The following is a 19,652-nucleotide window of genomic DNA, read 5'->3' as shown; positions in this document are numbered from 1 at the left end:
TTAACCAGACTAGCTCAAATCCGTGGGCCGAACATGCGCAAGACCTGCATCGTTCGATGCACCTTCGGCAGCGATGGATGACAGCCTACGCACGTTACACCTTATATGGGATAAACCGCATCGGGTGTATCGTCCAGCCTTGTGCGCATGGATATGCGCCGCCTCGTAGGGATGAACTTTGCCCGACTTAGAAAGGAGAAGGGCTTCACCCAAGAGCGTTTCGCCGAGACTTCCGGGTTCACGCAGCAATATGTCAGCGACCTGGAGAGAGGCCGCCGCAATCCGACCGTCGTTACTCTGTTCCATTTGGCGTCGGCACTCGGGGTCACGCCGGTTGATCTTGTCGCCAATGCTGGAGAATCCGAGCCGGACTGACCTTCATCGTTCCTGATCGCGAGCCGGGCGTCAGCCCGGCGAGCACAAATCTATTGGCGGCCGCGCGGACCTTGGGACGCGCGGCCGCCGCCGCCGAGCCGTAGCGGTTCGGCCGGGTCCGGGAGTGATCCGGCCAAACCGCAGGGCCGGAATGTCCGGCCATGCGGCGGCGGCTCACGCCGCCTTCAAGCGTTGCATCCCCTCGGCCAATGTCCACAGTGCGCGGTTGAGCGTCACGTTCTGGTCGATGCCGTTGATCGCGCGGGTCTGGCTTCGGCGGATGCGGCCCTCCGCGTTGCGCTTGCGGCCCTGCAATCCGCCGCGAACGACGTTCTCCTGAATGACGTTGAACGTGGTCCACAGGCTGTCGTTCACGTCCTCGCGGCGGCGCGGCTCGATGATCTGCTCGGCGCGGAGCGGGCTTTCGTCCTCCCCATAGCGAGCGACCAAACTAACCTCGCCAAGCAACCGCCGCTCGTCGTCGGACAGCCGAACCTCCTTCATCGCGTCGCTGGCGTCGATCAGGCGCGGAAAGTCCTCGGCGACCGTGTAAACGCCTTCGATGATCTCATGCTCGATATTGCCCTTGTGCTGGACGCGCACCTCCTCGAACCGCTCGCCCGCGATCATGCTGTTGGTGCAGACAAACCGCAGCATCCCGGCAAACATCTGATAGGCGCTGGTCCCGTCATGGCTGTTCACGATGATGACCTCAGCGGCCTCGGGTTTGCCGATGCCGTCATCCCGGCGCAAGCGGAGCATGTGCTTGGCGTGGCCGTGGCGGCTGCCGTCGCGCGGCACCGACTGGACGGCGAAGAACGGCAACCATCCTTCCCGGCGCAGCCCCTCCACGATGTCGATGGTCGGAACATAGACATACCGCTCCGAACGGCTGTCGTGCGCCTCGCGGGCGAAGATGGACGGGACGTGGCGATAAAGCGCCTCGTTGTCGAGCGCCTCGCGCCCGCTGATCTGGTGGGCGTTGCGGCCGAACCGGGTTGCAAGCTGGTAGTGCATTCTGGCCTCCTTGGGCTTGGGTTTCGCGCAGCGAAGCGCCGCGCTGAAACCCTGCCCGTCGGCGAGACCGGGGGTGCAACCGGAGTGGGCGGCTTCGCGGGGAACCGGCTGCACTGAGCGCAGCGAGGGAAGCTGGGCGGAAGCCGCTCCGAAGGGCGCTAGGGGCAGAGCCCCAAGCACCGCGCCGCGCGCGGCGCCCGCCAGATTGCGCGGTTGGCGCGGCAGTCGCGCGGCAGCAACTAAGTTGCAAAATGCGAGGCTGTAGAATAAAGCGCGCCGCATTCGCATGGACCCGGTGTAAATCCGGGTGGCTATTCCGGCCGCCAATCCGCCGGGCTGAACCTCGCACGTTGATCTTTGTGACGCCGCGTCAAGCGGCAGTTCTCGTGCGCGTGGTCGTGGATTTCACTCTTGATCAATGCCTCCGCTCTCGCCCGGTATCGCACCGAATGGTTTCGCGATGCCGGCACCGCCCGGCGTGACGTACTCGCCGGCATTGTTGTCGCGCTGGCGCTGATCCCCGAAGCGATCGGCTTCTCGGTCATCGCCGGCGTCGATCCCAAGGTCGGTCTTTACGCCTCGTTCTCGATCGCGGTCATCACCGCGCTGGTGGGCGGTCGCCCCGGCATGATCTCGGCCGCGACCGCCGCGATCGCCGTCCTCGTGCTACCGCTGATACGCGATCACGGTGTCGAATATCTGTTCGCCGCCACGATCCTGATGGGCGTGATTCAAATCGCCGCCGGATTCCTGCGGCTCGATCTGCTGATGCAATATGTGTCGCGATCGGTCGTCACCGGGTTCGTCAACGCGCTGGCGATCCTCATCTTCATCGCGCAGCTCCCCCAGCTCACCAACGTCACCTGGGTCACTTACGCAATGGTCGCGGGCGGGCTTGCCATCATCTACCTGTTCCCACGCCTCACCAGGGCGGTGCCGTCGCCGCTGGTCGCGATCGTGATCCTCACCATCGTCTCGATCTATGGCGGGCTGAAGGTCAACACGGTCGGCGACATGGGCCAGCTCCCCTCGTCGGTGCCGTTCTTCTTCATCCCCGACGTGCCGCTCACCCTGGAGACGCTGCGGATCATCCTGCCGTTCTCGCTGACGATGGCGATGGTGGGCCTGCTCGAATCCATGATGACCGCGCAAATCGTCGATGATCTGACCGACACCCCCTCGAACAAGCAGCAGGAATGCAAGGGACAGGGCATCGCCAACTTCGCCACCGGGTTCCTCGGCGGCATGGGCGGGTGCGCCATGATCGGACAATCGGTCATCAACGTGAAGTCGGGCGGATCGACCCGGCTCTCCGCGATGGTCGCGGGGTGCTTCCTGCTGTTCCTGATTGTCGTGCTTGGGCCTTTGGTCAGTCGTATCCCAATGCCGTCGCTCGTTGCGGTGATGATAATGGTGTCGATCGGCACCTTCTCTTGGGGTTCGATCAAGAATCTGCGAAGCCACCCGTGGCAATCGTCGGTCGTCATGCTGGTGACGGTCGTGGTCGTCGTCTGGACGCACGATCTGGCGCAAGGCGTGCTGGCGGGCGTGATCCTGTCGGGCCTGTTCTTCGCGAGCAAGGTCAAGCGGCTGTTCACCGTCGACTCCACTCTCTCGACCGATGGCGGCACGCGCACCTACAGGATGGCAGGACAGGTGTTCTTCGCCTCCACCGAGCGGTTCGCCGACGCTTTTGACTTCAAGGAGGTAGTCGATCGTGTGGTGATCGACGTGTCGGCCGCGCACTTCTGGGACATCTCGGCCGTGGGTGTGCTCGACAAGGCGATCCTCAAGTTCCGGCGCGAAGGCACCGCGGTCGAGGTGGTCGGCCTGAACGAAGCGAGCGCCACGATGGTCGGTCGCTTTGGCGTCCATGACAAGCCGGGCGCGGAAGCGCAGCTCGCGGCTCACTAAAGGAGAGACGACATGAACCGCATTCTGGCGTGTATCGACGCCTCCGGTTACGCCGGTAGCGTCCTCACCCTCACCGCCTGGAGCGCCCGACAGCTCTCCGGCACGGTCGAACTGCTGCACGTCGTCCAGCGCAAGGACGCCGTGGCCGCGCGCCGCGATCTGAGCGGCGCGATCGGGCTGGGCGTCAAAAGCGAGCTGCTGGAAGAGTTGACCGGGATCGACGAGGCGGAAGGCAAGCTCGCGATCGAACATGGCCGCGTGCTGCTCGCCGGGGCCTGTGAACGGCTGCGGGCCGAAGGCGTCGCCGTCGAAACGCTGCACCGGCATGGTGGCATCGTCGAGACGATCGTCGAGCGCGAAGCGCACGCCGATCTGGTCGTGATCGGCAAGCGCGGTGCATCTGGCGAGTTCGCGAGCGATCATATCGGATCCAAGGTCGAGCGCGTGGTGCGCGCGAGCGAAAAACCGGTGCTGATCGCCTCGCGCGAAGTGACGGACCCCAGGGCCGTCGTGATCGCATTTGATGGCAGCGCCGCGGCAACGCGCGCCGTCCAGTTCGTCGCCGGCTCGCCGCTGTTCGCCGGACTGAGCGTGCACCTGGTCATGGCGGGGCCGGACGACGCCAGCCACCGCGATCGGCTCGAACAAGCCGCCAGCTCGTTCACGGGAGCGGCGAAGCCCTCCACGCACCTGTCGGACGGTTGTGCCGAAAAGGTCATCGGCGAATTCGTGCTGGGCAACGCTGGCGCGATGCTGGTGATGGGAGCCTATGGACACTCGCCGCTGCGAACGCTGATCGTCGGCAGCACGACCACGACGATGATCCGCACCGTCCACGCGCCGGTGCTGCTGGTGCGATAGAGACGGGTAAAGGATGTTACACGGTAGCTTTCGCCCGTCATATCCACTAATCTAGATATATGGAAAGCGAGTCGGCTATCTCCGCTCTGGGAGCGCTGGCGCAAGGAACGCGCCTCGGCGTGTTTCGGTTGCTGGTGCGCCATGAACCGGATGGCTTGGCTGCCGGCGAAGTCGCCCGCCAACTCGAAGTGCCGCAAAACACCATGTCGGCGCACCTCGCGATCCTTGCGCGCGCCGGGCTGGTCCGCTCGGAGCGGCATAGCCGCTCGATCATCTACCGCGCGGATCTTGATGCCCTGCGCGGTCTGATGCTGTTTCTGGTTCATGATTGTTGCGCCGGCTCAGCCGAACTGTGCGCGCCGCTCGTCGCCGAACTCGCCCCCTGCTGCTGAAAGGACGCTCCGTGGCAATCGATATCGTCATCTATCACAACCCGGAGTGCGGCACGTCGCGCAACGTGCTGGGCCTGGTCCGCAATGCCGGAGTCGAGCCGCATGTGGTCGAGTATCTGAAAACCCCTCCTGCTCGCGCGCTGCTGGTCCAGCTCATCGACCGGGCCGGGATCACGCCGCGCGAGCTGCTGCGCGAGAAGGGGACGCCCTACGCCGAGCTGGGGCTTGGCGACACGTCATTCTCCGACGACGCGTTGGTCGATGCCATGATGGCGCATCCCGTCCTCATCAACCGGCCGCTCGTCGTGTCACCCTTGGGCGTGAAGCTCTGTCGACCATCCGAAGCGGTGCTCGATCTGCTGCCCATGCCCCAGCGGAGCGCATTTGCGAAGGAGGATGGCGAGCTGGTGATCGACGCTTTGGGCGAGCGGGTGCGCTGATGGCGACGCTCGCCTCCGAGCAGGCTCGTCCCGGCATGTCCACCTTCGAGCGCTACCTGACGCTCTGGGTCGCGCTGTGCATCGCCGTCGGCATTGGCCTGGGTTGGCTCGTGCCGGGACTGTTCGCTTCCATCGCGGCAGCGGAGGTCGCGCGCGTCAACTTGGTCGTCGCCGTGCTCGTCTGGCTGATGATCATCCCCATGCTGCTCAAGATCGACTTCGGCGCGCTCGGGTCGGTTCGCCAGCATTGGAAGGGTGTGGGCGTCACGCTGTTCATCAACTGGGCGGTCAAGCCGTTCTCGATGGCGGCGCTGGGCACGTTCTTCATCGGTTGGCTGTTCGCGCCGTTGCTCCCGGCCGGAGAAGGTCCGTCCTACATTGCCGGGCTGATCCTGCTCGCCGCCGCGCCCTGCACGGCGATGGTGTTCGTCTGGTCGAATCTCTGCGACGGCGAGCCGAACTACACCCTTTCCCAAGTCGCTCTGAACGACGTGCTGATGATCTTCCTGTTCGCGCCGCTGGTGGCCCTGCTGCTCGGCGTCGCGGCTGTCACGGTGCCCTGGGACACGCTGATGCTGTCGGTCGTCCTCTACATCGTCGTGCCCGTTATCGTCGCGCAGGTGATCCGTCGCGGCGTGCTGGCGAGCGGGGGCAAGCCTGCGCTCGATCGGCTGCTCGCCCGGCTCGGGCCGGTATCGCTGGTCGCGCTGCTGGCGACGCTGGTGCTTCTGTTTGGTTTCCAGGGCGAACAGATACTCGCCCGCCCGCTGGTGATCGCGCTCTTGGCCGTTCCCATTCTCATCCAGGTCTACTTCAACGCTGGCCTTGCCTATTGGCTTTCGCGCCGGTTCGGTGTCGCCTGGTGCGTCGCCGCCCCGGCCGCGTTGATCGGAGCGTCCAACTTCTTCGAGCTGGCGGTGGCGGCCGCGATCTCGCTGTTCGGGCTGAACTCGGGCGCGGCGCTGGCGACGGTGGTGGGCGTGCTGGTCGAGGTGCCGGTGATGCTCTCGGTCGTGGCGATCGTGAAGCGGTCACGGGGCTGGTATGAGCGCGGCGCGGTTGCCTGATGCCGCTCCGCCAGCTCTCCGACCCCCATCATCTGCCTGCGCTCGATCGGCGCTATGTGACCAAGCGGCCTGCCCTCGGCCTCGGCGCGGGTGATCCGCCGCCCCGTATCCTGCTGCTCTACGGCTCCTTGCGCGAGCGGTCGTTCTCGCGGCTGGGCGTCGAGGAAGCGGCGCGCCTGCTGCAATTCTTCGGGTGCGAGACGCGCATCTATGATCCCTTGGCGCTGCCGCTGCCCGATCAGGTCGCCGGCGACGATCATCCCGCAGTCCACGAGCTGCGCGAGTTGTCGATGTGGTCGGAAGGGCACGTTTGGTGCTCGCCCGAACGTCACGGGCAAGTCACCGGCATTATGAAAACGCAGATCGACCATCTGCCGCTGAACATGGGTGGAATGCGCCCCACCCAGGGCCGCACGCTCGCCGTCATGCAGGTGTCGGCCGGATCGCAGTCGTTCAACAGCGTCAACACGCTGCGCCTGCTCGGCCGATGGATGCGGATGGTGACGATCCCCAACCAGTCGAGCGTCGCAAAGGTGTTCAACGAGTTCGATGAAACCGGGCGCATGAAACCGTCCAGCTACTATGATCGGATCGTTGACGTGATGGAGGAACTGGTGCGGTTCACGGTGTTGCTGCGGCCGCACGCGGTCCAACTCGTGGATCGCTACTCCGAGCGGAAGGATGCCGGGGTGATGATTGATACTGCAACCGATCTGTCGAGCATCGCAACGGCTCCGCAAGTGACTGATCGTGCCTGACGCTCTCTAAATTCTCGCCGAATCTGTTGCCGCACGAACGCCCCGCTCGGGTGAGCGGGGCGTCGTTGCCGGTCAGCGCGACCAGATGAGGGCGTATTCGCCAGCGGTGTCGGTCTCGACCAAGGTGGGATAGATCGGAGCCGGAAAGGTCGGATCGTCCAGCTTGACCACGATGTAGTCGCGGTTCTCGCGGCTGGTCTTCTTCCATCCGGCGCCGCACTCGACCGTTCCGACCGAGCAGCGATAGTCGGGAGCCTTGTCGCTCTCCTTCTCGACCGGACGGATCGTCGTCTTCGCCTTGAGGGTAAGGGTTGTGATGGTGCCCGTGAAGTTGCCGTTGTCCGCCTTGGTGAAGGTGCCGATGGTTGCCATGTCGAAGTTCCTTTCGCTTTCGGGCCACGACCACCGCGGCCTCGATGGCGATCGGTGAAGCGGGGACGATCGGACGCGCACCGCTTGCGGCCGCAGCGCAGCGGAGGATGGCGGCGCACGGCTTTTTTGCTTCGCGATGCAAAGCCGAAGGCGGCGGAAAAAAGCCGCGCGCCGCCGTTGCGCCAGGCCGGGCGAGGCGAAGCCGGCCCCGCTTAGATCAAGCCATTGGAGAGGCCGTGTGGTTGTGGCTCGAAGGGAGTTGGTGATGCGGCGGACCCTCGGCGTAAGCGAAGGCGTCGGCATATTTAAGCACAAGCGCATTACTGGCAAGGCGGAGACGCACTGCACCCGCACCTCGACGAAGAGCGCGCAACGGGGACGCGCAGTTCGAACGGCGTGGCTTGCCGTTGCGGCGGAAGGTGGCGATGCTCGCGAGGTTGCCCGATATAAAGTGAGTTTTGCTGGATGCCGACGCCGCTTATCTATGTCGCCGCTGCGTTCGCGGAGATCGCAGGCTGTTTCGCATTCTGGGCGTGGCTGCGCCTCGGCAAGTCGATCCTATGGATCGTGCCGGGGCTGCTCTCGCTGGCGCTGTTCGCCTGGTTGCTGACGCTGGTGGACAGCGCGGCGGCGGGCCGCGCCTACGCTGCCTATGGCGGCGTCTATATCGCGGCGTCACTGATCTGGCTGTGGTCGATCGAGGGGCTGCGGCCGGACCGCTGGGATGCGATCGGCGCGGCGATCTGCCTGTTGGGAGCGAGCGTGATCCTGTTCGGGCCGCGAACCGCCTGATCTTCGCGCGAGCCGGGCCGTGGCCCGGCGAGCGCGCCGTTTGTAGCAACGACGATCGGCCGCGCGCCGTTCAGGCGCGCGACCGATTCATGTCAAGTGAGTTGAACCGGGGCCGCTCGCGCAGTCCCGGTTCAACGCCGCTACTCGGCGGCGACCGCGTAAGACACTTCGGCGTCCTCCGCCTCGGCGTCGGGGGCATCCGTTACGGGCGGCTGCTCCACGGCTTCCTCATCCTCAACCTCGACGGGCGACGGGTTCTCCGCCTCCACCGCTTCGGTCCGCAGACAGGCGGGCAACCATCCCGTCCCGGCTAGAAGCTGCTCGGCGGCTTGCGCCATATCCGGCTTCTTCATGTCGGCGATACGCCGGGCGGCGTCCTCGGACACGCCTTCGGTCACGGCCTCAAGGATGTTCGCCTTGGTGACACGGCCAAGATAGGTGTCCACGGTCGGCGTCCAGTCCTTCGCCACGTCCAACGCTAGCGCGGTCGCCAGCCTGTCCGCCGTCTGCAACGAACGGGGCTTGCGATCCCACGGCAACCGCAAAGCGTTGACGGTGCGAGACGCGCAATGCGCCAGCAACGCCTCCCGCTTCTCATCGTCCAGCCCGACGATGAAGGTCCACAGGTCCGCCACGTCACGCGGCAACCGCTCGGCCCAAGCCTCGCGGGCCTCGCTCGCCCGCGCCGCCAAGGGCGTGTCCTCGATCCCGTCCGCGTGGCTGCCAAGCGGCGTCACGGTCGGACGAACCTCAAGGCAACCGGCCTCGGTGTAGCTGTAGAACAACTGCGCCGTGAGCGTGTGGGTCAAGGCGATCAGCGCCAAGTCGGGCCGTTCGCCAAGGGCCACGCGCAAGGCCAGCGTTCGATGGGCGGACAGGTCGCGGGTGAGGCTGTCGGAAATGGGCTTGCCCGGCTCCTCGTCCTCCTCCTCGATCTCCTGCACGTCGTCGTTGCCGTCCTCGGGCTGCTCGTCCTCCGGGGCAATCGCATCGCCTTCGGCTTCCGGCTCGGGCTGCGGGTCCGCCAGCGCCTCATCCTCGGGCCGAACGAACCCGCGCTCGATCCGGGCCGCGCCGTCGTGATTGAGGATCACGAACACGCCGCCATTGGCGATCACCTTGGGGTCGTAGGCGGAACGCTTGGCGCTGATGGTGTCGATCTCATCGGACGTGGCTTGCAGCTTCTCCGCCAAGTCCTCCGGCATTTCGTCGTAGGACGAATAGCCTTCGGCCAGCGCGTCATGCTCGGCGGACAGCACCTCCAACCGCGCCTCATCCTCGTCGGACAGGGCAACCGGCTCGGGGTAGAACCGCCCCATCCCGTGCGCGTGGGGATAGTCGATATGCGCCTCGGCCCATTTCCAACCTTCCTCCTGCACCGTCCCGGCGATCTCGCGCAGCCTCTCGATGGCGAGCATGTCGAGCAAGCCTACATCCTCGAAGAACCCGCCGCCGTCCTCGCTGAACAAGTCGCGGATGATGGTGCCGCCCGCCTCGACATAGGCATCGGTTCCGACGAACACCGCGCGGCGATCACTGGCGGGGACATTGCCCGCCGTCATGTCGCGGCGGATGATCCACGGCTCGCGATTGTAATGCAGGTTCTCGAAAACCTGCTCCTGCCGGGCGTGGTCCTCGGCGATGGCGAAGGCCATAAGCTGGTCGAGCGTCAGGCCGTTCTCACGATAGACGTCCAACAGCTTGGGGGAAACCGCGCCAAGGCGAAGCCGCTGCTTCACGACACCCGCCGATACGCCGAACCGCGCGCCGATCTCCTCCGCGCCCCAGCCCTTGTTGTCGGACAACTCACGGAACCGCTCGAACTGGTCGGCGGGGTGCATGGCCTCGCGGGTGACGTTCTCGTCCAGGCTGATCTCGGCGGGGTCGTTCTCGGTGTCGAGATAGCAGCGGATGGCTTGCGTCTTCTTGATCTGCTTGCGCTTGGCGCGAAGCAACTGCGCCAACCTGCGGCCTTCACCTGCGGTAACGAGGTAGAAGCCGGTCGGCGTCCCGTCCTCCTTGACCTCCGGCTCGATCACAAGGTTCTGGATCATCCCCTTGTGCTGGATACTCGCGGCCAGCGCCTCGATCACCGCTTCACTATGCGGCACCTTGCGGGCGTTCTTGGGCGACTTCCTGAGCTTGTTCAGAGGCACGAAAATCTCGACGCCCGACACAGGCTCGGCAGCGGCGGTTTGGGTAACAGCGTTCATCGCACTACTCCTTCTAAAACCACACACACCCCGGAATGGGGTGGGCGGCGAAGAAGCGACCGGCAGGCCCGCCGACGGAGCCGGGCAGCACCCGCAGGGCCGAAACGAAGTGGAGGACGCGCTAAGGGCGCGTTGCGGCCCGGCGCGGCGGGCCTAATGGAAGCGATCGCCCACCCCATCACGGGGAGTGCAACGACCATCAACGCGATCGGGCCGGCGCAGCCCTGGTCCGATCTCCGCAGCGTGGAAGGACAGCGAACCCGGCTCGCCGGGTTCACCGATCAACGCGCCAGAGGCGCCTCAACGAAGAACGGCGCCCTCGCAACGGCGCGACGCAGCGGGCGGCGTGGCGGCGAGCCCGAGCGGAAACCGAGGTCGTTGCGCCGTAGGCGCAGCCCCGCCGGTCAGAGCGAGCGCGAGACCGCCGCCCGTCCGGCAAGGAGAGAGGCGAGAGCGTCAGCGGGTCAGCACGAGAACGCCGCGCCCGTAGGAGTGCGCAGCGCGGGACCGAGCGCGTCCTTAAAACCTCCCGCTCATTTGCGACCTGCCTTCGCCTTCCGCCAGCCGATCGTCACCCGGATGGGCCGAGACCTGTGGGGCTCGGTCGGAGCGCAGCGGAGATAGAGCGGCGGTCCCGAAGGGAGGCGCCAACCTGAACTTAACTCAATGGAGTGTCGCGTCACCTACATTGGCGGAAACCGACCGTCGCTTGCTCCAAAGCTCATCCGTTCGATTCATTTCGATCAACTCGTTGGGAAAGCACCGATCCCGGAAAGAAACGACGGTGTTCAAGTCGCCCTGTAACCAGGCCTCATATTCGTCGCGCTGCAACAGCACCGGCATCCGGTTATGCACCGGCCGGATCGCTTCATTGCATTCGGTCATCATGCCGGAATAGACCGCGCCCCACTCGTCGCTCTGCCGCCACATGCCCGCCCAGGCGAAGATCGGCTGACCTTTTACCGAGAACCAGGTCCGCGTCATCGAACCTTTCTCGCCTTCCGCCTCGGCGAAGCCTGTAAGGGGGATCAGACAGCGGTGCTGCGGCTTGGGCGCGATATGACGCCACATGAAATTGTCGAGGTCGGCGATGTTGTTCACCGGCTTGGGCTTGATCGGAAGCCCCGTAACCTTGCTCTTCGTCGGCCGGGGAAAGCCCCAGACCATCGACTGAAGAAGGCGTTGCCCTTCGGCTTCGCGCACGACCATGCCCGGATAGCCCGGCAAGGTTTCCTCGGGCGTGTTGAAGCTCGTCGGCACAGCGGCGCTGAAATGCGCCGCGACTTCCGCGGCGCTTTTGCGGACGGTGTAGAGGTTACACATCGAGTGCCATTAGCATGATTGCCACCGGTCGCCAGCCAAGCGGACCGGATCTGGCAGGCGCCACCCGCGTAACGAAACCGCCTTGAGACGGCCGCCTGCCGCTTGACTCTTTGGCAAGTGAGGAAGAACAGAATGGGAACATGGTCCCGTTTTGCCGCTTCTGGAGTCGATGTCCGTCCCAAACCCCGCCTTGGACGCCGTGCGCACGCGCATCCGCGAAATCGAATCGGCCGATCGCCGATCGCGCGGCGCGTTGCCGTTCGCGGTCGAAGCCGTCGATCGCCGGTTGCCGGGCGGCGGCTTGGCGCTCGGCGCGCTGCATGAAGTCGCGGGCGGCAGCAACGGCGCGGTGCATGGCGCGGCGGCTGCCCTGTTCGCGGCCGGCATCATGGCGCGACTCAACGGGCCGGTCCTGTGGTGCCTGACCCGGCGCGACCTGTTCGCGCCCGCGCTCGCGCAAGCGGGATTGCACCCGGACCGGGTAATCTTCGCCGAAGTCGGCGACGAGAAGACGGTATTGGCCTGCTTCGAGGAGGGATTGCGGCATGGCGGGCTCGCCGGTGTGGTCGGCGAGGTCGCCAAATTGTCGATGACGCACTCGCGCCGGCTCCAGCTCGCCGCCGAAGGCTCGGGCGCGCTCGCCATCGCGATCCGGCGCTGGCGCCGGGCCACCGAGGCGGCCGACTTCGGCCAGCCGACCGCCAGCGTGACGCGCTGGCGGGTGACGGCGCTGCCATCGTCGCCGCTGCCGGTGCCGGGGGTCGGCCGGCCGCGCTGGCTGGTCGAGCTGATCCGCGCGCGAGCCGGCGACTGCGCGGATTTCGAGTTGGAAGCCTGCGATGAGGCGGGTCGTCTCGCTCTACCTGCCGAGCTGGCCGACCGATCGTCTGAGGCGTGGCCTGGGAGCCTCCGCGCCTTCGGTTGACGCGCCGCTGGTGCTGATCGGCCGCGACGGCCGCAAGCGCGTCGTGCTCGCGCTCGACGCGGCGGCGCGTGCGTGCGGGCTGCGCGCTGGCATGGCCGCGACGCAGGCGCAGGCGCTGGTGGTCGGCCTGACCATGCTCGACGCCGATCCGGTCGCGGACACGGCGGCGCTCGACCAGCTCGCGCTGTGGGCGCTGCGCCGCTATGCGCCCATCGTTGCCGCCGATCCTCCCGACGGGCTGATGATCGACATCGCCGGCGCGGCGCATCTGTGCGGCGGCGAACGGCCGATGCTAATCGGCATGATCGAGCGGCTGGCTGCGATCGGCGTCGCGGCGCGAGCGGCCGTCGCACCCACCTACGGCGCGGCGCACGCGATGGCGCGCACGATCGCCGATCCGACCGCGGAAGCGAAGGACGGGCTGCCGGGGCTGCTCGCACCGCTGCCTGTCGCCACGCTTCGGCTGAGCGCGGAGACGGTGGACGGGCTGCGGCGGCTGGGTTTCGACACCATCGGCGAATTGGCCGCCGCGCCGCGGGCCTCGCTCGCGTTGCGCTTCGGCCCCGAGCCGGGCCGGCGTCTCGACCAGGCGTTCGGCCGGGTCGAAGAACCGTTCGAGCTGCTCGTCGCGCCCGAACTGATCCGCGTCGAGCGCAAGTTCGCCGAGCCGATCGGCGCGCCCGAGACGCTCGCGCGCTATACCGGCAAGCTGGTCGAGGCGCTGTGCGAGGCTCTCGAAGCCAAGGCGCTAGGCGCGCGCAAGCTCGATCTGCTGTTCCATCGGGTCGATAATCGAATCGAGGCGGTGCGGGTCGGCACCGCCAAGCCGGTGCGCGACGTGAAGCGGCTGACCCGGCTGCTCTGCGATCGGATCGAGACGGTCGCTCCGGGCTTCGGGATCGAGGCGATGAGCCTCGCCGCGCCGGTGGCGGAGCCACTCGACTATCGCTGCGGCGCGTCCAGCCTCGTCGACGCGCCGGTTGCTGACATTTCCGAGCTGATCGACACGCTCGCCAATCGCGTCGGCGACGGGGTGCTCTACCGCGTCACGCCGATCGCGAGCGCCGTGCCGGAGCGTGGCCTTCGACGGTTGGCACCGCTGGCGCCGCCGGGCGGCACGACCTGGCCGGCGGCGTGGCCGCGTCCGTCGCGGCTGTTCAGCCCGCCGGAACGGGTCGAGGCGATGGCGCTGCTGCCCGACCGACCGCCTGTCGCGTTCACTTGGCGCGGCCAGCGGCGGCGCGTGATCTGCGCCGATGGGCCGGAGCGCATCTTTGGCGAGTGGTGGACGCGCGAAGGCGAGCTGTCGGCGGTGCGCGACTATTTCATGGTCGAGGATGAAGCCGGCGAACGGTTCTGGCTGTTCCGGTCGGGCGACGGCGAAGACTCCGGCACCGGCAGCCTTGCATGGTTCCTGCACGGGATCTTCGGCTGATGGCCGGCTATGTCGAACTCCAATGCGCGTCGCACTTCTCGTTCCTGCGCGGCGCGTCATCTGCGGAGGAGCTGTTCGCCCAGGCCGCTATGCTCGGCATGGAGGCGCTGGCGATCACCGACCGCAACTCGCTCGCCGGCATAGTCAGGGCGCACGAAGCGTCCAAGACGACCGGCGTTAGGCTGGTCGTCGGCTGTCGGCTGGTGCTCGCCGACACGACGCATCTGCTCGTCTATCCAACCGACCGCGTCGCTTATGCCCGGCTTTGCCGACTGCTGAGCCTCGGCAAGTCGCGGGCCGGCAAGGCGGCGTGCAAGCTGCATTGGGAGGATGTCGAAGCCTGGGGCGAAGGCATGATCGCGGTGCTGGTCGCCGACAGGGCGACCCCGAACACCGCGCGCCGGCTCCAGCGCCTCGCCGCCGCGTTCGGCGACCGCGCCTATTGCGCGTTGACGCTCCACCGTAGGCCGCGCGATCATCTGCGGCTGCATGATCTCGCCAATATGGCGGTGCGCTTCGGTGTTGCGCCCGTCGCCACCAACGACGTGCTGTTCCACGCTCCCGATCGGCGCGTGTTGCAGGATGTCGTGACGTGCATTCGCGAGCGGTGCGTGATCGACGAGGCCGGCGATCGGCTGGAACGCCATGCCGACCGCTACCTTAAGCCGCCCGACGAGATGGCGCGGCTGCTGTGGCTCTGGCCGGAGGCGGTCGCGCGCAGCGTCGATCTCGCCGCCCGCTGCCGGTTCGACCTGGGCGAGCTGGCCTATCAATATCCGCATGAAGTGGTCGAAGCGGGCCTGACCGCGCAGGCGACTTTGGCGAAGCTAACGGCGGAGGGCGCGGCCGAACGCTATCCCGAGGGCGTTCCCGACGACGTGCAGGCGACGTTGCGGCACGAGCTGGGGCTGATCGAGTCGCTCGACTATGCGCCCTATTTCCTCACCGTGAACGCGATCGTCCGGTTCGCGCGGTCGAGGGGCATTCTCTGCCAAGGGCGCGGGTCGGCCGCCAATTCGGCGGTCTGCTATGTGCTCGGCATCACGTCGATCGACCCCGGCCGCAATGACCTGTTGTTCGAGCGGTTCGTCAGCCAGGAGCGGCGCGAGCCGCCCGACATCGACGTGGATTTCGAGCACGAACGGCGCGAGGAGGTGATCCAGTGGGTCTATGAGACCTATGGCCGGCACCGGGCCGCGCTCTGCTCGACCGTCATCCGCTACCGCACCAAGGGCGCGATCCGCGATGTTGGTAAGGCGCTCGGCTTGCCCGAGGACATGATAAAGCTGCTGTCGAGCCAAGTCTGGGGCTGGTCCGAGGACGGCGTGGAGGACAAGCACGCCGAGGCGCTCAATCTCAATCTCGGCGACTGGCGCTTGCGCCGAACGCTCGACCTGGCGCGGCAACTTATGGGTGCGCCGCGTCACCTGTCGCAGCATCCCGGCGGGTTTGTGCTGACCGAGGACCGGCTGGACGAATTGGTCCCGATCGAGCCCGCCGCGATGGACGATCGCCAGATTGTCGAATGGGACAAGGACGATATCGACGCCTTGAAGATGATGAAGGTCGATGTGCTGGCGCTCGGCATGTTGTCGTGCATGAGGCGCGGGTTCGACCTTTTGCGCGAGCATAAGGGCGTCGATCTCGATCTCGCCACCATCCTGCCCGAAGACCCGCGCACCTATGCGATGATCCGGCGCGCCGACACGCTCGGCGTTTTTCAAATCGAAAGCCGCGCGCAGATGAACATGCTGCCGCGGATCAAGCCGCGCACCTTCTACGATCTCGTCATCGAGGTGGCGATCGTCCGGCCCGGCCCAATCCAGGGCGACATGGTTCATCCCTATCTGCGGCGTCGCGAAGGGCTGGAACGGGTCGAGTATCCGACGCCCGAGTTGGAGCGTGTCCTGTCGAAGACGCTTGGCGTGCCGCTGTTTCAGGAACAGGCGATGAAGGTGGCGATGGTGTGCGCCGGCTTCACCGCCAGCGAAGCCGATCAGCTTCGCCGCGCGATGGCGACGTTCAAGTTTACGGGCGGCATCTCGAAGTTCGGCGAGAAGCTGGTGAGCGGCATGGTGGCGCGGGGCTATACCGAGGAGTTCGCCGCCCGCACGTTCAGCCAGCTCGAAGGCTTCGGCAGCTACGGGTTTCCCGAAAGCCACGCGGCGTCGTTCGCGCTGATCGCCTATGCCAGTTCGTGGCTGAAATGCTGGCATCCCGATGTCTTCTGCTGTGCGCTGCTCAACGCGCAGCCGATGGGCTTCTACGCGCCCGCGCAAATCGTCCGCGACGCGCGCGAGCATGGAATCAATGTCCTTCCCGTCGATGTGAACGCCTCGCGTTGGGACTGCGCGCTTGAACCGTCGAGCACGGACGGCCGGTTCGCCGTGCGGCTCGGCCTGCGAATGGTGCGTCAGCTCGCCAACGCCGACGCCGCGTCGATCGTGACCGCGCGTGGCGAGCGCGAGTTTGCCGACGTGGACGATCTTTGGCGCCGGTCGGGCGTCTCGGTCGCGGCGTTGGAACGGCTCGCCAAAGCCGACGCCTTCCTGCCGTCGCTCGGCCTCAGCCGTCGAGAGGCGCTATGGGCGATCAAGGCGTTGCACGACGAACCGCTGCCGCTGTTCGCGGCCAGCGCCGGCGACGACGGGCGGCCGGTGCCCGAAGTGAGCGAAGAAGCGATCCGGCTCAAGACGATGACCGGCGGCCGCGAAGTGGTCGAGGATTACGGGCATGTAGGTCTGACGCTGCGCCAGCATCCCGTGTCGTTCCTGCGAGACGATCTGGCGCGGCAGTCATTTGTGACCTGCGCCGACGCTGCCGCCCTGCGCGACGGTCGGCCGGTGCGGACGGCGGGGCTGGTGCTGGTGCGCCAGCGGCCCGGCAGCGCCAAGGGCGTCATGTTCATCACGATCGAGGATGAGACGGCGGTCGCCAATCTCGTGATCTGGACATCGGTATTCGAGGCGCAGCGCGCCATCGTGCTGGGCGGGACGATGCTGGGCGTTCACGGCCGCGTCCAGCGCGAAGGTGAGGTGGTCCACATCGTCGCCGCCAAGCTGGTCGATCTCTCGCCCCAGCTCGCCAGCTTGGGCGAGCGTGACGCGGCCTTTCCGCTGCCGCACGGGCGCGGCGACGAGTTCCACCACGGCGCTCCGCGTTCCGACCCGCGCGATCAAGCGCCCCGTGCGGTGCGGGCGCGGGACATCTTCATTCCCGATCTGCACATCGACTACTTGGCAGAGCGGCCGATTGTGAAGGCCCGGAATTTTCGATGAGCCGTCGTTCACTAAGGCAATGCGAGGCTGGCACTAGACAGCGACGGATGCGAAACCCAGGTGGAACCTCACTTGGTTATGGCCCCCTCGCGCTTGATAACCTCCGTGGCGAGCGACGTCATCGCGCTCGCTAACCGCCAAGCCCCGAACAGCTCATCATGGAGCGCTTCGAGTTCGGCCATCATCTTGTCGCGTCCCTCGTCGGTCTGAATCTTGAAGTCGTGGCGCTCGTAAAAGCCGTGATTCAGCCGGTTACGCGCGCTCAAGGCCGAGGCGAACCGGGCCGATAGGTCATCGTCAAGCTCGACGTGCCGCTTGAGCTTCGACAGCAGCCCGCCCAACGTGCTCCTGTCGATGTCGCGCAACAAGTCCCACCCCCTCTCGCGATCGGGGACGACGTGCCAGCCGCTCTCCAGACCCCGCGCGCACAGCAGAAGAGTGCCGAGTTCGGTTTCGAACAACTGCGCCGCCTCGGCGGTGATTCCGAACTTGGCATACAGCTCGTCTCGGGTCGCCACCGGCCTATCCGGCGACGGCTTTGGGCGCGGTCGGGCCGAGCTCGTTCAAGAACCGGCTCGGCAAGAGGTTCGCCATCGGCCCCGACTGCGTCTTGAAGGCCACATTCGCTCCGTAAGCATCCTTGATGGTCATTTGCTGTGGGTAGCTGATGAAGAGGCTCCCCGGCCGCCCGTTCTCCGGGTCCGCCTTCACGCGCGTGATGCCCACATAGAACAGCCGCCGCGCCTCTTCGAGCGCGGCGTCCTTCTCGTCCTTCGACCACTCGGGATCGAAGGCCGGGGGCAGGATGCCCTCGACGCATCCGGCGACGAACACATAGGGCGAGCTCAGTCCCTTGCTCTTGTGGAGGCTCATCAGCCGGACCTCCTCCACCGTGGGCGGAATGTCGGGCTGGGTGATCTCCTGCATCATGCCGGTGAGCAGATCGGCGGGCGTCTCGGCCCCCTCCATCTGGACTAGGGCGAGCGCCCGAAGTTCAGCGAGTTCGTCATCCCCGTCCGGCAACAACTGGTCGATGAACGACTGAACGTCGCCCTTGACCGCTTCCAACTCTCCCAGCGCCTCGGTGAGGAGCTGGAAGCGGGCCACCAACGGCTTCGTGTGGGCAAGGGTCAGCGCATCGTCGACTAACTTGTTCATTGCTTGCCAAGGACTGTCGCCCGAGTTCTCGCAGTGCTTGCGAACGCGTGCGTATGACTTGCAACGGAAGTCGTCGACGTCGGAGCCCAGCAGATAGCGGAGCGCGACGCGGTCCTCGTTGTTCAGGAACAACTTGAACAATGCGAACCGCATCTGCGCGGTCTCCGAGTCGAGCTGACTTTCCTCGTAGTATGACTTCGCCGGTATTTCGGCAACGCGTAGCGCCTGAAGGATCGGCTTGCCTGCGACGGCGCGCTGCACGAGAATGATTATCTCGCTCGGGTGGACGCCAGCGCTGAGCAAGCCCTCGATCTTACTTTTGATCCACTCCGCCTCGTTGTGGAGGTAGGGGACTTGCACAATCGCGACCTCGCCCGGCCCCTTCACGGCAAGCGCGTTCAGCGCCCGAGGAGTTCGGTTCTTATTCACGGCAATCAACGCATTCGCCATCTCGACGACCGTCGTCGGGCAGCGATGGCAGTCGACCATCTTCAAATCGGCGCAGCCCGGATGGATACCCTTCCACTCCCGAATGCCGTCTGGGTGTGCGTTCTTGAAGCTGTAGATCGACTGGTCATCGTCGCCGACGATGCAGACTTCGGCGGCAGCGCCGAGGTAGGCAATCGCCGTCTGTTCCGCCTTGTTCAGATCCTGAAACTCGTCGACGAGAAGATGCTTGAACTCGTTGTGCTCTGCCGCCGCCGGATTATCCTTAAGGTAGCGCACCAAGTACGGGATAAGCTCGCCGATCAACATGCCCTGATGGAAGTCGAGCCAGTCGAGCAGATCGGCTTGCAACTTTTTCTCGGCACCGTCCTTTGCGAAGCCCGGCTCGTCGCCCTGACTTTGCGCCCAAGCGGCGGTGTAGCCCTGAATCAGCTTCTTGACCTTGCGTTTACCGCCGTTGTCGCCAGCGAGGTCGCAGATCATTGCCTTGGTCTCAAAGGTATTCAGTGGACGAGGGAAGCGACCGACTGCTTCCAAAACGTGCTTACGAGACAGGATGCGCATCGCCAAGCTATGCAGGGTCTGGCCTTCCAGCTCCTCGCATCCCGGCGTGCCTAGCTTTTGAAGTTCGCGATGCAGGTCTTCGGCAGCTACACGCGTGAATGTGACCGCGAGAACTTCTTTCGGCGCAATGCCGGATTCGAGCAGCTTCGCGACGCGTCGCTTCATGGCAAAGGATTTGCCGGTGCCCGGACCGGCTATGACGCGCACACGCGGTTCGGGCGCTGCCGCGATCCCATAGGCTACGCTGCCTTTATCCAAACCCGTGTCCCAAGCCATCGAACTGCCCTTCAGTGAGAATCAGCACGCCACGTTCGACGTCCC

The 19,652-nt window shown here is 65.8% G+C and carries 17 protein-coding genes and 1 other annotated feature; of the genes, 11 read left to right on the top strand and 6 right to left on the bottom strand.

What is annotated here, in order from left to right; all coding sequences use genetic code 11:
• The first annotated feature begins 153 nt into the window (after window positions 1–153).
• Window positions 154–375, top strand: coding sequence for a helix-turn-helix domain-containing protein (locus LH19_RS05810; RefSeq protein WP_407696704.1), 222 nt, complete (start codon window positions 154–156; stop codon window positions 373–375).
• Window positions 376–549: 174 nt separating this feature from the next.
• Here the strand turns inward: LH19_RS05810 and LH19_RS05805 are convergent, their stop codons facing one another.
• On the bottom strand, window positions 550–1,392 hold the full coding sequence (locus LH19_RS05805) for a DUF932 domain-containing protein (RefSeq protein WP_054725759.1): 843 nt from the start codon (window positions 1,390–1,392) through the stop codon (window positions 550–552).
• Window positions 1,393–1,677: 285 nt separating this feature from the next.
• Window positions 1,678–1,733: a sequence feature (sul1 is cis-regulatory element that is thought to sense ions involved in sulfur or methionine metabolism; They are found in Alphaproteobacteria), on the top strand.
• A 73-nt stretch (window positions 1,734–1,806) separates the two neighbouring features.
• Here LH19_RS05805 and LH19_RS05800 point away from each other — a divergent pair.
• The 6 genes from LH19_RS05800 to arsH are packed head-to-tail and all read left to right on the top strand — an operon-like array spanning window position 1,807 to window position 6,824.
• Entirely contained in the window at window positions 1,807–3,306 is a 1,500-nt protein-coding gene (locus LH19_RS05800) for a SulP family inorganic anion transporter (RefSeq protein ID WP_054733073.1), read from the top strand.
• Between the two features lie 12 nt (window positions 3,307–3,318).
• On the top strand, window positions 3,319–4,167 hold the full coding sequence (locus tag LH19_RS05795; RefSeq protein WP_054725755.1) for a universal stress protein: 849 nt from the start codon (window positions 3,319–3,321) through the stop codon (window positions 4,165–4,167).
• Between the two features lie 59 nt (window positions 4,168–4,226).
• Complete coding sequence (locus tag LH19_RS05790; RefSeq protein ID WP_054725751.1) at window positions 4,227–4,559, top strand: ArsR/SmtB family transcription factor; 333 nt, start codon at window positions 4,227–4,229, stop codon at window positions 4,557–4,559.
• A gap of 11 nt (window positions 4,560–4,570) precedes the next feature.
• A complete protein-coding gene (arsC, locus tag LH19_RS05785; protein ID WP_054725748.1) occupies window positions 4,571–4,999 on the top strand; it encodes an arsenate reductase (glutaredoxin) in 429 nt (142 codons plus the stop codon).
• A complete protein-coding gene (gene arsB, locus LH19_RS05780; protein WP_201258345.1) occupies window positions 4,999–6,066 on the top strand; it encodes an ACR3 family arsenite efflux transporter in 1,068 nt (355 codons plus the stop codon). The genes arsC and arsB overlap by 1 nt, the downstream gene beginning before the upstream one ends.
• The gene (arsH, locus tag LH19_RS05775) at window positions 6,066–6,824 is read left to right on the top strand and encodes an arsenical resistance protein ArsH (protein WP_054725745.1); all 759 of its coding nucleotides are present in this window, start codon (window positions 6,066–6,068) and stop codon (window positions 6,822–6,824) included. Before arsB ends, arsH begins: the two co-directional genes overlap by 1 nt.
• A 72-nt stretch (window positions 6,825–6,896) precedes the next feature.
• On the opposite strand, the gene LH19_RS05770 is transcribed toward arsH, so the two are convergent.
• Window positions 6,897–7,196: a DUF736 domain-containing protein gene (locus LH19_RS05770; protein ID WP_054725741.1), complete on the bottom strand. Its 300-nt coding sequence runs from the start codon at window positions 7,194–7,196 to the stop codon at window positions 6,897–6,899.
• 465 nt (window positions 7,197–7,661) lie between these two features.
• Here LH19_RS05770 and LH19_RS05765 point away from each other — a divergent pair, with 465 nt between their 5' ends.
• Window positions 7,662–7,988 carry a YnfA family protein gene (locus tag LH19_RS05765; protein WP_054725738.1) on the top strand — a complete coding sequence of 109 codons (327 nt, stop codon included), beginning with the start codon at window positions 7,662–7,664 and terminating at the stop codon, window positions 7,986–7,988.
• Window positions 7,989–8,128: 140 nt separating this feature from the next.
• On the opposite strand, the gene LH19_RS05760 is transcribed toward LH19_RS05765, so the two are convergent.
• Complete coding sequence (locus tag LH19_RS05760) at window positions 8,129–10,201, bottom strand: ParB/RepB/Spo0J family partition protein (protein ID WP_054725735.1); 2,073 nt, start codon at window positions 10,199–10,201, stop codon at window positions 8,129–8,131.
• Between the two features lie 663 nt (window positions 10,202–10,864).
• Entirely contained in the window at window positions 10,865–11,524 is a 660-nt protein-coding gene (locus LH19_RS05755; RefSeq protein WP_054725732.1) for an SOS response-associated peptidase, read from the bottom strand.
• 169 nt (window positions 11,525–11,693) lie between these two features.
• Here LH19_RS05755 and LH19_RS05750 point away from each other — a divergent pair, with 169 nt between their 5' ends.
• Genes LH19_RS05750 through LH19_RS05740 form a run of 3 tightly spaced genes read left to right on the top strand, consistent with a single transcriptional unit; the run spans window position 11,694 to window position 17,162 of the window.
• On the top strand, window positions 11,694–12,449 hold the full coding sequence (locus LH19_RS05750) for an ImuA family protein (RefSeq protein WP_054725729.1): 756 nt from the start codon (window positions 11,694–11,696) through the stop codon (window positions 12,447–12,449).
• Window positions 12,364–13,884 (top strand): Y-family DNA polymerase, encoded by a 1,521-nt coding sequence (locus LH19_RS05745; protein WP_054725725.1) that lies wholly within the window; start codon window positions 12,364–12,366, stop codon window positions 13,882–13,884. Before LH19_RS05750 ends, LH19_RS05745 begins: the two co-directional genes overlap by 86 nt.
• Complete coding sequence (locus LH19_RS05740) at window positions 13,857–17,162, top strand: error-prone DNA polymerase (protein WP_234716094.1); 3,306 nt, start codon at window positions 13,857–13,859, stop codon at window positions 17,160–17,162. The genes LH19_RS05745 and LH19_RS05740 overlap by 28 nt, the downstream gene beginning before the upstream one ends.
• A gap of 68 nt (window positions 17,163–17,230) precedes the next feature.
• Here LH19_RS05740 and LH19_RS05735 read toward each other — a convergent pair whose 3' ends face one another.
• Window positions 17,231–17,680 carry a hypothetical protein gene (locus tag LH19_RS05735; RefSeq protein ID WP_054725719.1) on the bottom strand — a complete coding sequence of 150 codons (450 nt, stop codon included), beginning with the start codon at window positions 17,678–17,680 and terminating at the stop codon, window positions 17,231–17,233.
• Window positions 17,681–17,684: 4 nt separating this feature from the next.
• Entirely contained in the window at window positions 17,685–19,607 is a 1,923-nt protein-coding gene (locus LH19_RS05730) for an ATP-dependent helicase (RefSeq protein ID WP_082395438.1), read from the bottom strand.
• Window positions 19,608–19,652: the final 45 nt, after the last annotated feature.

Origin of the sequence: Sphingopyxis macrogoltabida, from assembly GCF_001314325.1 — a bacterium.
Taxonomy (GTDB): domain Bacteria; phylum Pseudomonadota; class Alphaproteobacteria; order Sphingomonadales; family Sphingomonadaceae; genus Sphingopyxis; species Sphingopyxis macrogoltabida.
This window is presented reverse-complemented; position numbering and strand designations above follow the sequence as displayed.